Source organism: Methanomassiliicoccus sp. (genome assembly GCA_012719175.1).
Taxonomy (GTDB): domain Archaea; phylum Thermoplasmatota; class Thermoplasmata; order Methanomassiliicoccales; family Methanomassiliicoccaceae; genus UBA6.
In genome coordinates this window covers 177,310-191,502 of sequence record JAAYAX010000005.1, presented here as the reverse complement: position 1 = coordinate 191,502, position 14,193 = coordinate 177,310, and the positions used below count along the sequence as shown (strand labels likewise).

The following is a 14,193-nucleotide window of genomic DNA, read 5'->3' as shown; positions in this document are numbered from 1 at the left end:
ATGCGGTAGGGGGAAACCCAGGCCGAGGTGGCCCAGACCGGTAAGGCGCAAGCCTGGAAAGCTTGTGTCCGCAAGGACTCGGGAGTTCAAATCTCCCCCTCGGCGCTCTGGCTCTCACTAGATCATCGAATTTGTAAGGGTGTTGTGTATCAGCGCGCTTGAGGAGAACAAGGTGACAGGCCTACAGCCATCTTCCATTATTTGTTCCACGGATGGCATGGTGCCGATCTGGCTATGAGCGAGGGACGGTAAAAAAAATCGACTTTCAACCAGGGAGCAACAAGACGGGATGAGCCCAATTCGCTCTTTCATATTAGAAAACCAACAACATTTTCGAACGATATATTGAAAAGAAGAAAATGTAGCAGTTGCATTTTTCCCACGGCAGGTGTGAGGGTGTCCCTAGGTCGCACGTTCATCGCGTTTTGCATCGTGGCAACATTAATCTTCACCGGCGTAGCCCTGGTACTAATTAGCCAATATGATGGAGCATCCAGTACAGACGCATCAACAGACAGAGAGAGCAGCAATGGACCTGAGGATTCGGGATCACGAGGAGCATCTAATGAAAGCGGTGATCTCGACCGGGTCAGAGACCAGGACCGCACCAAACAAGACATCATGCATGGTCCGGGTCAAACATGATCGAAGGGCTCATCTTCGAATACTTGTTTTTTATGATCGATGCCCACCTGCCCGTGGTTCCTGACAGGTCACTTTCTAGATTTGAAATGAGGATAGAAAGAGAAACTAAGGGGTTTTCCGAGCATTGATTGATTTCAAGCGAGCTTTGCTAACTGGCTCTCGAACGCCGCGAGGTGGTTGAATGAACCCTGCAGGAGGTTGCTGTAGACGTTCTTGATATCGTTGTGCGTCGTGGCAGACATGGCCTCTTCCAGATCTCCAATGTCTAGTTCTTCTATCAGAACCCCTACCTCGAGCGCCGCTCTCTTGGAGACGCTCCCATCCACGATGAGCTTGTCATACAGAACCTGAAGCTCCTGGTTCGTGAACACCCCATAGTCGTTCCCCGCAGCAGGGTCCGAAACTCCATATTTCATCAGAAGGTTCTTGATAGCATCCATATGCTTTTGCTCGCTGGCCGCTATGTTCTTGAAAATGAGGGCCCCCCACTTACTATATAGGTATGTGTAAACGTCCCTGGCCACCTTCTCCTCCTCACGCAGGTATTTCAGCCATTTCACCTCATCTGCCGTCAGGGCAACGCTCTGAACGACAACAATGCCTGTTCCATCTCCATTACCCCCACCAGCAACGGGCTTGGCCTGTGCCCCTTGGATCAAGCCTGGTACCACCAGGATGGCGGCTAGGAGGAAGAACATCGCTATTCCCAATAGACGATGATGCCTCATGCTGAGGTCCAGCGACCGTCCTGATATTTATTTTGGATGAAAATTTTCCAAGCACTCTACGAACCAAAACAAGGATGTGAACATAATAGTAACAATGTCTAAAATGATGCAAAGAGGGCGCAGAACATCATTCCTTACTCAGCTCAAAGATAAAAGGTCTCAATCTTTTTCTATCATCGACCAGTCATCAACTATCAAATATCCCGAATGCGGTGTGCTCGATGTAACGAAGGTGACCATGTGAAGGTGAACGTAGACCTGCGATTGAAGGACATCCCCGGGCAGCTGGTGGCGGCCCTGGAGCCGATCTCCAAGTATGACGGGAACATCAGAGGTGTGGTGCACCACCATGACGACCGGATCGGCGGTAGGATCACCGTCAACGTCATCTTCGAGGTGCGTTCAGAACAGTCACTGGACAAGATATTGAGCACCTGGAAGGAAGGGGAGGTGGACATCGCCAAGATCGACGCCTTCTTTGAGACCTACCCTATCCAGTACCTGCTCGTGGGCAGCATAAGCTCCAAGGAGCTGGAGAGCATCACCAAGGGCCTCGACGCCATGGAGAACGTGGCCTCCATCGAGATACGCTACACGGGTACGGCGAACTCCTCGTCGCGCGCCGCCCTGGTCACCGGGAAGGCTTCCAAGAAGGAGACCTTGTCAACACTGGAGTCCTTCTTCAAGCAGCGGGCGGACAAGCACAACTACATGCTCATCAGGGGGCTGGATTAGATGAAGGTGGTCATCGCCGGATTCGGGACCGTGGGGCAGGGAGTGGCCGAAGTGATCGGTATGCGCCAGGAGCTTTTCCAGAAGAGCTTCGGGCAGAAGGTCACCATCGTAGGGGTGTTCGACTCCTCCTCGCTGGTCAAGGACCCCCGGGGCTTGGACCCCGAGGAGCTGGTGGCCCGCAAGGCCGGGACGGGGAAGGTCGGCAAGCGTCCTCTGGACGACGGGGCCCCGGAGTTCATAGAGGAGTACGACTTCGACACTTTGATCGATACCACGCCCACCAACATCGTGGATGCGGAGCCTGGTCTAACCTACATACAGACGGCGCTCAATGCCGGTAAGAACGTGGTCACGTCTAACAAAGGTCCCTTGGCGCTGAAGTTCCGGGACCTCACCAGCACCGCGGCCAGGAACAAGGTCCAGTTACGGTACGAGGCCTCGGTGGGAGGGGCCATGCCCGTCATCAACCTCTCCCGGGAGCTTCTCAGGGGTGAGCAGATATTCTCGCTGAGGGGCATCCTCAATGGGACGTGCAACTTCATCCTCAACCGTATGAAGGACGAGGGTCTCCCGTTCGAGCAGGCGCTGAGGGAGGCGCAGGAGATGGGGATCGCCGAACGGGACCCCAGCTACGACATCGACGGCGTGGACTCGGCGTGCAAGGTTGCCATACTGGCCAACGCCATCTTCGGGAGGGACGTCACCTACAACGATGTGTTGCGCACGGGAATCCGTAGTATCACTGAGGACGCCATCTCCCTGGCGTCGGAGCAGCACATGGTGGTGCGCCTCATCGGCGAGATAAACGACAAGCGGGTGGAGGTCTCGCCCCGCATGGTGCCGGTCGGTCATCCCCTGGCCATCGGGGGAACGTTGAACATCGTGCAGCTGATCACCGACCTCGCCGGGGACATCACCGTGGCCGGCCGGGGCGCGGGCCGCAAGGAAACGGCCAGCGCGGTGCTGAGCGACCTACTGGCACTGATGGGCGAGGGACGCGGCAAGCGGCGATGATTACGGGAGAGGGTATTAATAACGCCTCTCGCTATTGACATGCCTGTCTTGGAGTAGATGTTCTATGAGAGGCACGGCGCGGGATTTATTTATTAGCCAATAAAGTGGCTATCTACGACACCACACTTAGAGACGGGACCCAATCTGAGGGTGTGTCTTTTTCGACCGAGGACAAGCTGGACATAACCAAAAGGTTAGACCAGTTCGGGATCGATTACATCGAGGGAGGCTGGCCAGGGTCCAACCCCAAGGATGTGGCCTTCTTCGAGGCCGCCTCGCGGATGAGGTTCGAGAACGCGAAGTTAGTGGCCTTTGGAAGCACCCGTAAGGCCGGGATCACCGCCGAGGAGGATGCTAACCTCCGCTCGCTGGTGGGCTCGAAGGCCCCCGCGGTGGCGATATTCGGCAAGAGCTGGGACCGCCATGTTAGGAACGCTCTGAAAATACCTCTGCCGGAGAACCTGGAGCTCATCTCCGACAGCGTCTGGTTCCTCAAGAAGAGCGGGGTGGAGGTGGTGTACGACGCGGAGCACTTCTTCGACGGCTACAAGGCCTCACCGGAGTACGCGCTCTCTACTTTGGAAGCGGCGGCCCAGGCTGGTGCCGATTGGCTGGTGCTGTGCGACACCAACGGCGGGACGCTGCCCGGAGACGTCAGGACGTGCGTGGACGTGGTCGCCAAGCGCTTCGACCTCCCCATGGGCATCCACGCGCATAACGATGCCGACCTGGCGGTAGCCAACTCCCTGGCGGCCGTGGAGGGGGGCGTCACCATGGTGCAGGGCACCATCAATGGACTGGGTGAGAGATGCGGCAATGCCAACCTCTGTTCCATCATGCCCACTCTGACGCTGAAGATGGGGCGTAAGATATCCATCCCCGACCTCACGTCCCTGACCCCGCTCTCCAACTTCATAAGCGAGACCGCTAACGTGGTCATAGACCCTAAGCTCCCGTACGTAGGGCGTAGCGCCTTCGCGCACAAGGCCGGTGTCCACGTGAACGCGCTCCTGAAGGACGAGAAGACCTATGAGCACATCGATCCCCGCCTGGTGGGCAACCAGCGTCGGGTATTGATGTCCGAGCTTTCGGGAACGGCGTCGATACTGGCCAAGATGAAGGAGTTCGGGATAGACACCGAGAAGGAGTCCGGACGGAAGGTTCTGGAGCACCTCAAGCACATGGAGTCGGAGGGCTACCAGTTCGAGGGGGCGGACGCGTCCTTCGAGCTGCTGGTGCGCCGTCTTAATGATGGTATCAAGCCGCCGTTCCGCCTCGAGGGCTTCCGTATCTTCGTCGATGTGACCGGGAACAACGTCTCCTCGGAGGCGAGCATCAAGGTCGTCGACTCCACCGGGATGATGGAGCACACCGCCGCCAACGGCAACGGTCCCGTGAACGCGCTGGACCGCGCTGTCCGCAAAGCCCTGGAGAGGTTCTACCCGGAGCTGCGCGAGGTGCGCCTGGCCGACTACAAGGTCCGGGTCATCGACAGCAAGGACGCCACCGGTGCCAAGGTCAGGGTGCTGATTAGATCCACCGACGGGGAGGCCTCGTGGACCACTGTGGGCGTGTCCACCAACGTCATCGAGGCCTCGCTCATAGCGCTCCTGGACAGCATGGAGTACAAGCTCATGAAGGGCTCCCAGCCATCTTCCAGCTAAATCCACGGCGAAGCCAGGAGCCAACCTTTTTACTTAACTACCTCCCTCTATCGGGCGATGCGATACCACCTAGAACTCATAGGGCCGGACGAGCGCAACGAGCTGTTCGAACGATACGAGGCCCGCTACCTATACTCCTCCAAGTGCGAGCTGCACGGGACGTGCATCCGCCTCCTGACGGACCAGGAGCGCACTGACCAGGTATGGGACAACAACTTCTACGGCATGGCGGAGAGCGTGCGCTCCCACGGACGCCTGATCGTCCTGAACGATCCCCAGCAACAGGCGGGTGTGAAGTACGATCCCCTGACCCGCACGGCCTTCCTCTTCAACATCGATTACTACGGCTGGGTAAAGAGTATCGCCCTGGCCCTGGCGGGAGACATCCTGGAGGACCAGCACAACATACACTCCGTCCACGGAGCCGCGCTGGACATCGGGGGAAGGGGCGTATCCCTCATAGCTCCTTCCAAGTCGGGCAAGACCACCCATTCCTGGGGGCTGCTCCGCATGAAGGATGCCCGCCTGGTGACTGATGACTGGTACTTCGTTAGGATGTCCAGCAAGAGGCCTTTAGCGTACGGTTCGGAGAAAAACTTCTACGTGGAGGGGGACATCTCCACTATCTGGCCGGAATACCAGGGGTTGGTGGACAAGGCCTCCTTCGACAGCCGGGGCCGGGCCATAGTGAACGTTCGGTGGACGGTGGGCCAGGGCGGGGTCTCTCCCCTGACCACGATGTACAAGGTGATCCTTCTGAAACGTGATCCCGATGATCCGGTCACCACCAGGGAGATGGAGCCGGAAGAGGCGATGGAGTACCTCGAGGCCCAAGACTTCTGCAACCCTCATCAGCTGGTGAGGGATGAAAGGAAGCTCTCTCTGCGCCGGAGGTTCTTCCGGGATTTCCTTGAGCATTGCGAGGTGCACTTGGTCAACACCACGAGACCCCCGGAAGAGACCCAGAGCATCATCAGAGGGATCGTTTCGCGTTGCGATTTGTAGGACCGATACGCGTTCAGAACAGGTAGCCAGACGCTCAGAAAAAAGAGTTGTGTGAGGAGCCCCCGAAGATTAAAGAAATGGTGGGGAAGTTGGAGAAGGTCCACGGGGACTCCCCGTAACCAATATATTGCAGGGGTTAATAAAATGTATCGATGAATTGCATGTTAAACAAGCATGTCGTTCTATAGAATGAGGTTGCGCTCATATGTCTAGCCCGAAGGCATCGGCGAACTCTTCCATCTTGCGGAACTCCATCAGGAACTTCTTCCCCTTGTCGGTGATGGAGTACGCGGACCGGTCTCCCTCCTGCTCTTTCAATATCAGCCCAGTCTCCTCCAGCTGGACAAGGTACTTGGTCAGCCGATCGTGGGACAAGTTGGCCTTGTACAGTATGTGTGTCACCTTGGCCGGACCGTCCGCCTGCACCGCGCGTAGGATGTCCGCGAAGATGCGCCCCTTGGAGCGGTATTTCTGGGGTCCTTTCATCCGCTCCTCCTGAGGCTATACAGGACCAAGAACAGCGAGAGGAAGCCTGTCAGCTCTAGTACCCTGCCTACTACGTACACGATGTCCTCATGGGAGCTGAACATGATCAGGAGGTGACTCATCAGCATGAGAAGGAAGCTGAACGTGACCATGATGCCGTACCGGCTCCTTTTCACCATCAGGTGGGCCAATTGAGAGATGACGATGATAAGCAGCAATACTACCAGTATCAGCTCGGCCACGGGCCCGGCGGTCAGGAGAGTGCTCCCAGCGGCCCCTCCACCCGCTCCACCTCCGCCTGTACCGCCCCCGCCTGCTCCGTTGCCCCCCGCCCCCACCAACACCAATGCGGACAGGGGCAAGGACGATTCCCGCAGTCGGAGGGTGTAGGCGAACACCAGGAGAGAGTAGGCGAACATGCTCAGCGCATAGTAGGCCCAGAACCCCATATCGGCGATGGAGAGGGGGTCCGAGGGAGAGGTGAAGGAAATACCGAAGACGTAGGTATAGGTGAGCGTTATGCTGTTTATGAAAAGGCCTATCGACAGCAGCTGGAACGCCAGATACAGGGCGTACAACGTCTTTTCCTTGACCCATTGATGCCCTCTCAGGGCGTACATGGCCACGGCCAAGGCTACAAAGGCGGTTATGAGCTGGAATATCGCATCATATGGAAGGAACCATCTCGGCGGGAACATGAATGCACCGGCACATAGGCCTGACCACGAAATGTATATTGGCAATATGAAGGATTCCTTCATTAGTTTTTATAACAAGATAACGAAATATTTTGAACGGTCGACGAGCTGATGTTCCCCTGATATGTCCCCTGAGGATAGGTACCTGCACCGTCGATACCTTACTGTTATCACCGGAAGTGCACGAATCGTCTAGACGATTATTTCCTAACTTGAATATAATTTAAGGTAGATTCTTTCATCAGAGGTCAGTCAATGAGAACAAGCATCAAGATGTTAGCGTTGGGCGCTGTTGCTGCCCTGATCATATCGGGAGTGGCTTTGACCACTCTGAAGGAGAACGACCTGTCCGCCGTGGGCGCGGACGCCCCCACGGTATCCGTGGTCAGCCTCGGATCCGATGCCGGTGAGGCGGTTATGGTCACGACCGAAGCCAATGGAGAGAGCGTACCCCTTAGCGGTGCGAAGGTGATGGTCTGCAAGATGAACGTCACCTGTGACGGCGACCAGACCACCATGAGGGTCATGGAGATGATCGCTCTCCAGACCGGTGGGGACGGCAAGGTGCAGTACAACTTCTCCGAGGGATACAAGTACATGATCTGCGCGGAGAACCAGGACCAGAAGGGATTCGCCAATAAGAACATGAACCAGACCGAGGCGGGGCTATGCTACCAGCATCAGTGGGAGTGGAGCCACATGAACGGTCAGATGTTCACCGCAAACCACTCTGGTGAGGTTCAGGCAGGAACACAGACCACGGCCCAGAGCGGTGAGGGCGGAAAGGCGGGGCAATAAAGGAACGAGCGCCAGCCCCCAAACCATTTCATTTTTTCTAAGCGCCTCCCCCTTGCGGTGAACATCGTGACCGCCACGAGGGAGGTGGCCGGTCGCGCTCAGCATGAACGATTCATCCGGATGATGCTTTCCGACCTGGGATATAATGTTCGGACGCTCCTATTTCCCGGAGGAACATGATTTGAGACTGAGTACCAAAATATTGTCGATGGGGGCGGTGGCAACTCTCCTGATCTCAGGGATCGCCTTCGCTCTCATGTCCTCGACCAGTGTCTCGGCGGAGGATGAGAGCCCAGTGGTCACGGTCGAGGAAGAGGGAACGGATGCGACATATGCGTTGAACGTCAACGTGGTCTGCATGGTGGATGGTACTCCCATAACCGTCGAGGGTGTGAACGTCACGGTCTACACTGTGAACATCACCGAGGATGACGATACCACTACCATCATCGTCCAGAAGGTCGCCCAGGGGCAGACCGACACCGAGGGCTACCTGACCTTCGATCTTCCTGAGGGAGAGTACATGGTGTGCGCCACCTACCAGGGTCTCTGTGGGTTCGGAGAGGTGAACCTGACCGAGGACCAGCTGAGCACCATCATGCTGCACGGAAACGGCTGGTGTGATGGGTGCGATCAAAGCCTGAGGTTCAGGGACGGCGACCGCTGGTGCCCGGACGAGGGTGGTCGGGACGGAGGCCGCAACGGTGACAACGGGTCAGCCGGCGTCAGAGATAGGAAGTGCGATGGGACCTGCGACCGCACCCGGCTGGTGGACGACGATCTCGCCTCTACTGAGTCCTTTACCAACATGGAGCGATCGGGAGGGGCAAGATAAGTGACTGGGCCATCCATCGGGACGTCGCTACGGTCGGCCGGGCCTGCGTACAAACCGTTTGGTCTTTTTCTTCTACACTTCGATCGATACTAGCGGGCTATCTTCGAATTGCTCGGCGCCTACCCACAGGTCCCTCGAGGCCCTTCCGATGAATCGATTTAAGCATCGTATGCCATATGCTGCCGAGATGCATGAAGGACCAAGGCGTTGACTTCCCCAGCTGCTATGGATGTGGCCAGGAGAACCCCATCGGATTTCGGCTGAAGTACTCGTTCGTTGATGAGAGATCGCATATAGAGTTCGATATCGGACCTGAGCATTGCGGTTACCCCGGGCTTATGCACGGAGGCGTAACTTGCGTGCTGTTCGATGAGGCCATGTACCATGTCATCGCCCGCACGGTCCCCGGTGTCGTGACCGTCACCATGGCGGTCGATTACAAGAGCCCCGGGTTCGAGGGCCATAGGCTTATCTGCGAGGCCTGGGTGGAGAAGCGTGAGGGGCGAAGGATCGAAGTATACTCCACCCTGATCGATGCCCACACCAAGAAGGTCGTCGCCGAGGCGAGAGCCGTTTATCAGAAGGTCGACCTCAGTAAGATCGTGGGCCGGTAGCGACGGTTTGCTCTTAGAGAGTAATTCGGGTCCAAATGCTCACTCGGCCCATAAGGTGAAATAACTGGCAAGGCGTTCTGTATCATGATGGGTCGGCACTGCCAGGTGTTCGTAGCTATCACGTTGTCCTGCTTCTTCCTATTGTTCATACCACCTATTGCCACCGCGGGTGACGCCGGCGCGCCCGTGGTCGTGGTCATCGGCGATCATATCACCGTCGGTGAGACCATGGTGAAGGATGACCCGAATAACTCCCAGGACTCGGTCATCTCTCAGCTTGGATCCATGTTGAACGTCAGCGTCCACAACATGGTCATGACAGGAGATATCTCATGGAATATGCTTACAAGGTTCGGACCGGACGTCATCTCGCTCAGTCCCGATGTGGTGGTGCTGGCGATGACGCGGGAGGACCGTAATTGGTTGAGCGTCGCGGAGAGCGAGAGCAACTATCTGAACATGATCTCGCTGGCCCTGGCCAACGGAGCCCAAGTGCTACTGGTGACCGTCCCTGTCAACGACAGTGGATCTTCCTTCCACTCGCTCATCAATGACTGGGCCAAGAGCCTGTCATATAAGAACGTCCATGTCATCGACGCTTGGGCCCTTCTTGGCGATGCCAATGATACGCTGGCATCGGAATACCAGGTCGGTGATGGTGTCCACCTCAGCCCTGCTGGTCACCAGCGCATCGCTGACGAGCTGTTCGTCGTCGGTTTCGGTAGCACCCGCTATGAGGGAGAAGAGGTAACAATGCCATGGAGGGGCCCCATGGTCGGGTGGGGCATCATCGGGGGCCTGGGGGCCATCAGCGGTCTTCTCTATTTTCAAGGCAGAAGGATGAACAAGAGCTGATCGTTCTCCTGTTAGCATATGATCAGTTCTTCCCCTCGGCCTTATACCTTTTACACTGGGTCTCATCCTCGATGCGGAAGTTGGGAACAATGCCAGGCACCACCACCTTGAGTTCCTCCTCTACCTTGGCCACGATCCCCTGGCCCTCGGAGACTGTCTTCTTGCCGTCGATGCAGATATGGACGTCCATGAAAACGGTGGTGCCGGACCGGCGGGTCCTCAGATCGTGGTACTCGAGGAGGTCCTGGTTCTTTTCCAAGACCCCCACGATGACCAACTCCTCCTCCTCGCAGGTCGCGTCCATGAGGTCTCGGGTGGTCTTCCTGAGGACTTCCACCCCCATCCTGATGAGCAGGACCGCGACCACCATGGCGATCACGGAATCGAGGACGTAGAGGCCGGTCAGCACTGCTATGATCAAACCCACAACCACTCCCGCCGAGGACACCACGTCCGAGAACAGGTGCTTGGCATCGCCCTCCAGCGCCATTGAGCGACTCTTCCTCGCCTCCTTCATCATCGCCCAGGCGAGGATCCCGTTGAGGGAGGTGGCGCCGAGGGATATGATCAGTCCAAGGTTGATGTCCTCGAGAGGGATGGGATCGGAAAGTCGGCCCACGGCGGCCTCGATGATAAGAATGGCCGCGATGATAATGAGAATCCCCTCCACCAGGGCGGAGATGTTCTCGGCCTTCTGATGTCCATACCTGTGGTCCTCGTCCTCGGGCTGGCTAGCCAGATTAAGAGCGTAGAACATCATGATGGAGGCGACGATATTGATGGTAGACTCCAGAGCATCGGAGAGAAGTGCAACGGAGTTGGACAGGAAGTAGGCTATGAGCTTCAGTACGAATACTATAAGCCCTACCAAAATGGCCAAAATAGCGATCTTCCTTTTATCCATGGACCCAACAGCTCGTTACCGCTTTTTACGTTTTCTCATTTAATAAAATGAGGGCACGTTCTCGCCGAGATGAGGCGATGGTGTCCCAACGGTATAAACTGTGGCAAGCCGAACCTTTGTGGTGCAGAAGCAGCACATCGCAGATAATTTTCGTAGGATCGCTGTCGTTGTAGCACGGTTTTTTTAGGTTTCATATTGAATATTTAAATCAAATCAGTATTATCGCCTTTTTCAATTTATATGATTTCTAATATATACTTATAATTTGAATTTCATGATTATGATCGTCCGTATCGCTTCAACCTACGATGATTCTTCTGCCCGAGAGATGTACGACCGCTTTTTGGAAGAGGGGTCCTGCCCCTTTGGCGATGAAAAGGTGGCCATGGGATTGGTAAAAGAAGCAAAGGGAGGCCCGGTTGGCTATGTATTCACGGTAGAGCTGGCTTCTCCATTGCTCAATAAAATGGCGTGATGATTTTTACTATTTTATTCATCAATCGTTTTTTTTTCATTTATTCTTCTAGATATTCGTGAGCATAGCTGAACCGTTCAGGTCCCATTTCGGCCCTTCCCGGATTCCTTATTACACCACTCCTTCCTGATAGGTATGCACGATCCTGAAGGAGATTATGGTGCGGCAATGCGGGAAGAATGTTGTGCATTGGCAATTCGTGGCTTATGTTGCAGTTCTCACATACCATGCCGAGATGGATGGATAGGGACGTAGAAGACCTCAAGCATCGAGGGGATAGACCGAACCCCTCTCGCTGCCTCGTACGTGATGTGGCCGTCTAGCGCATCTTTCAACCAATGTCGTGAGCCTTCATCCGCTCTAGGAGTGCGTCCAGTCTCACGTAGCCTTCGTTCATCCCGGCCTCCATACCTGCGCTGAGCATCCCATCACGGTCCTCCACGGACAGGTACACGCTCTTAGCACAGAAGTCGGTCTTCCCCTCCCTCTCGTCGAACCTGGCGATCTGCATCTCGACATGGCCGGGCATGGGTTCGAACTCGAAGGTTTGGATAATCCTCTCCGGAGACCTGACCTCGTGGAAGACCCCTCGGAAGGCGAACTTGTTGCCCTCCTCATCACGTTGAACGAATCGCCATGACCCGCCGTCTCTGACTTCCAGCTTGTCGATGGCAGTCGTGTACTTTTGTGGACCCCACCACTGTGGTATCAGCATGGCATCGGTGAAAGCCCTGAACACCAACGCCCGAGGTGCGTCGAACGTCCGCTTTATGATGATCTCCTGAACGCCGGGATTCGCTATGAGAATGGTCCTGGGCACGCCCACACTGCCCTTCCCCAGGTACTCCTCCAATTTGTCGAAGGACTCGTTCCAACCAGCCCTGGCCATCTCACTGGCCATTCCCTCAGGGCTGCCGCTCGATCTCATCGTTATCTTGGTAGTTTCCCCATCCTCCGTTAACTCCAAGGTCACCAGCGTCTCCATGGGCCATTCTCCGGGCATGCCGTAATGAGAAGCAGGGACGGCGTTCCCGTCCTCATCGGCGAAGGAATCAGTGTAGACCAGGCGTTCCATGGGAACGACCTCCTTGAACGTACCGGTGGAACAGAAGTCCTTCCCATCGGGAGACCTCATGCATGAGAAGTACGCTCCTCCAACGCGAAGGTCGATGCGGTAAACTGGGGTGGTGAAGCCTTTCGGACCCCACCATACCTTGAGCACCTCGGGATCGGTCCATGCTTCCCATACGCGTCTCCTGCTAGCGTGGAAGGCACGGGTGAACACCATTTCAGGACCCTTGTCTACCTCCTCGGATGACATCATACGACTTCTTTTCGAACCTCTTCCCCTTAAGACTTTGTCCGCTTGGTTCCGTAGGTGCATTGAAGAATGGGGGGCATGAACGGCTGCCAGAGGTCGTTGGCTTAGATGATCATGTATGATCGATACCGAACAATGGATGAAATGCCGGGGCCATGTTGAGGAAGGATGGTGTTCATCAGCCTTCCTTCGGCTTCTCCTTCACGCGCGGTCTTAACTTGGCGACCAGTCGGGGGATGCTTATCCTTACCTTGGGGTTCTCCGGGCTCCAATACCGCGCATGCTTGCCGCTGGGGGTCGGAAGATGAAGTTCGATGTAGTTTTCCGGGAGGACCTTTTCGGGAAGACCTTGCTTCCTTGCCCACCTCTGTACCTCGCTGCCTAGAAGTATCAGCGTGGACGTGTCCATCAGGTTCTTCTCGATCTCCTCGAGCAGATGGGGGTCGGCCCTCTTCTTTTTGTTCCATCGTTTCAGCGGATGCTTATGATAGTGGGTCCAGTGGCCTTCCTCGAGCAGCCATGAGTAGAGCGTCTCCGATAGTTCCTCGACGCCCTCAGCCTCGAAATAGGGCATGACCTTCTGCACCTCGTCCTTCAGTTGCTTGGGTGTACCGCTGTCGAACAGGCTCTTCCGGCAATCGGAGAAATACATGAAACCTAGCTGGTATGATGCCAGCGCAGGCATGTAGAAATCATTGTACCATGAGGCCTTGGGAAATAGGGATACCACGATAACGGAGACCTTCTTGGGGGGAGGTATGTCCACTGGTTCAATGCGAGCGGGCGATGTCATTCTCCTCACCAGTCAACCGCACTATGTATTATCATTTTTTACCCCATGTTATCTGGACAGAAATCACTACCGGGATACTTAATTGATCGGTCGGCCAGGCCGTCCCTGTGACCTCAGGGCACGGTGAGCTCAAGGAGTGAGCGTCGCCTCCGCATGCATCGATGTCCATCATAGTTAGAACGGAAGAGGCCGATGGTAATCCCATGTCGCTCCTCGAGCCGCTGGTAGGCTCAGGACAGGTCCATCACGCTTATGGCGGTCGCCGGGCAGGCATCCGCAGCGACCTTCGCACAGTCCGTTAGCTCACTGGGCACTTCGCCCTGAGATATGCTATCGGTACGGTATTTCTCGGCGATCTCGGAAGTCCCGTCAGAACCTTCCTTGAAGATCTCAGGACAGTTATCAAGGTAGCACAGGCCGCATTGGATGCACGATCCCTGGTCCACCACCACTATCATGGTCATGGAGCTGAATAAGCGCCCACCAAGAATAAGCATTTTCCTCCTTAGCGGACGACCCTCTGGAGAAGGATGTGAAGAGGAGGGTCCTTGCCGTATATTCGCCGAGGATGCCGAACACCTTACAGTGGTCATCGTCGACCGTTGTTATGAGCATCGACGGAT

General features: G+C 55.9%; 16 protein-coding genes and 1 tRNA gene. 10 read left to right on the top strand and 7 right to left on the bottom strand.

The window, feature by feature from the left end:
- The first annotated feature begins 21 nt into the window (after positions 1 to 21).
- A tRNA-Ser gene (locus tag GXX95_04570) sits at positions 22 to 105 on the top strand.
- A 674-nt stretch (positions 106 to 779) separates the two neighbouring features.
- On the opposite strand, the gene GXX95_04565 is transcribed toward GXX95_04570, so the two are convergent.
- Complete coding sequence (locus tag GXX95_04565; protein ID NLT37413.1) at positions 780 to 1,373, bottom strand: DUF2202 domain-containing protein; 594 nt, start codon at positions 1,371 to 1,373, stop codon at positions 780 to 782.
- 240 nt (positions 1,374 to 1,613) lie between these two features.
- Between GXX95_04565 and GXX95_04560 the strand changes: the two genes are divergently transcribed.
- The 4 genes from GXX95_04560 to GXX95_04545 all read left to right on the top strand — a co-directional run bounded on the left by GXX95_04560 (position 1,614) and on the right by GXX95_04545 (position 5,791).
- Positions 1,614 to 2,108, top strand: coding sequence for a hypothetical protein (locus tag GXX95_04560; GenBank protein NLT37412.1), 495 nt, complete (start codon positions 1,614 to 1,616; stop codon positions 2,106 to 2,108).
- Positions 2,109 to 3,122, top strand: a complete 1,014-nt coding sequence (locus tag GXX95_04555; GenBank protein ID NLT37411.1) for a homoserine dehydrogenase — start codon at positions 2,109 to 2,111, stop codon at positions 3,120 to 3,122.
- 104 nt (positions 3,123 to 3,226) lie between these two features.
- Complete coding sequence (locus GXX95_04550; protein ID NLT37410.1) at positions 3,227 to 4,786, top strand: citramalate synthase; 1,560 nt, start codon at positions 3,227 to 3,229, stop codon at positions 4,784 to 4,786.
- A gap of 57 nt (positions 4,787 to 4,843) precedes the next feature.
- On the top strand, positions 4,844 to 5,791 hold the full coding sequence (locus GXX95_04545) for a hypothetical protein (GenBank protein NLT37409.1): 948 nt from the start codon (positions 4,844 to 4,846) through the stop codon (positions 5,789 to 5,791).
- Positions 5,792 to 5,992: 201 nt separating this feature from the next.
- Here GXX95_04545 and GXX95_04540 read toward each other — a convergent pair whose 3' ends face one another.
- Both GXX95_04540 and GXX95_04535 read right to left on the bottom strand, forming a co-directional pair.
- On the bottom strand, positions 5,993 to 6,277 hold the full coding sequence (locus GXX95_04540) for a hypothetical protein (protein ID NLT37408.1): 285 nt from the start codon (positions 6,275 to 6,277) through the stop codon (positions 5,993 to 5,995).
- A complete protein-coding gene (locus GXX95_04535; protein NLT37407.1) occupies positions 6,274 to 6,975 on the bottom strand; it encodes a hypothetical protein in 702 nt (233 codons plus the stop codon). The genes GXX95_04540 and GXX95_04535 overlap by 4 nt, the downstream gene beginning before the upstream one ends.
- A 255-nt stretch (positions 6,976 to 7,230) precedes the next feature.
- Between GXX95_04535 and GXX95_04530 the strand changes: the two genes are divergently transcribed.
- The 4 genes from GXX95_04530 to GXX95_04515 all read left to right on the top strand — a co-directional run bounded on the left by GXX95_04530 (position 7,231) and on the right by GXX95_04515 (position 10,077).
- Positions 7,231 to 7,773 carry a hypothetical protein gene (locus GXX95_04530; GenBank protein NLT37406.1) on the top strand — a complete coding sequence of 181 codons (543 nt, stop codon included), beginning with the start codon at positions 7,231 to 7,233 and terminating at the stop codon, positions 7,771 to 7,773.
- Between the two features lie 181 nt (positions 7,774 to 7,954).
- Positions 7,955 to 8,608, top strand: a complete 654-nt coding sequence (locus GXX95_04525) for a hypothetical protein (GenBank protein ID NLT37405.1) — start codon at positions 7,955 to 7,957, stop codon at positions 8,606 to 8,608.
- A 191-nt stretch (positions 8,609 to 8,799) separates the two neighbouring features.
- Positions 8,800 to 9,222, top strand: coding sequence for a PaaI family thioesterase (locus tag GXX95_04520; protein NLT37404.1), 423 nt, complete (start codon positions 8,800 to 8,802; stop codon positions 9,220 to 9,222).
- An 84-nt stretch (positions 9,223 to 9,306) separates the two neighbouring features.
- A complete protein-coding gene (locus GXX95_04515) occupies positions 9,307 to 10,077 on the top strand; it encodes an SGNH/GDSL hydrolase family protein (protein NLT37403.1) in 771 nt (256 codons plus the stop codon).
- A 22-nt stretch (positions 10,078 to 10,099) separates the two neighbouring features.
- On the opposite strand, the gene GXX95_04510 is transcribed toward GXX95_04515, so the two are convergent.
- Positions 10,100 to 10,957: a cation transporter gene (locus tag GXX95_04510; GenBank protein ID NLT37402.1), complete on the bottom strand. Its 858-nt coding sequence runs from the start codon at positions 10,955 to 10,957 to the stop codon at positions 10,100 to 10,102.
- A gap of 304 nt (positions 10,958 to 11,261) precedes the next feature.
- On the opposite strand from GXX95_04510, the gene GXX95_04505 reads away from it, so the two are divergent.
- Positions 11,262 to 11,456 carry a hypothetical protein gene (locus GXX95_04505; protein NLT37401.1) on the top strand — a complete coding sequence of 65 codons (195 nt, stop codon included), beginning with the start codon at positions 11,262 to 11,264 and terminating at the stop codon, positions 11,454 to 11,456.
- Between the two features lie 331 nt (positions 11,457 to 11,787).
- On the opposite strand, the gene GXX95_04500 is transcribed toward GXX95_04505, so the two are convergent.
- From GXX95_04500 to GXX95_04490, 3 genes are all read right to left on the bottom strand, one after another.
- On the bottom strand, positions 11,788 to 12,345 hold the full coding sequence (locus GXX95_04500) for an SRPBCC family protein (GenBank protein NLT37400.1): 558 nt from the start codon (positions 12,343 to 12,345) through the stop codon (positions 11,788 to 11,790).
- Between the two features lie 610 nt (positions 12,346 to 12,955).
- Positions 12,956 to 13,570, bottom strand: a complete 615-nt coding sequence (locus GXX95_04495; protein ID NLT37399.1) for a hypothetical protein — start codon at positions 13,568 to 13,570, stop codon at positions 12,956 to 12,958.
- Between the two features lie 230 nt (positions 13,571 to 13,800).
- Entirely contained in the window at positions 13,801 to 14,028 is a 228-nt protein-coding gene (locus GXX95_04490; protein NLT37398.1) for a ferredoxin, read from the bottom strand.
- Positions 14,029 to 14,193: the final 165 nt, after the last annotated feature.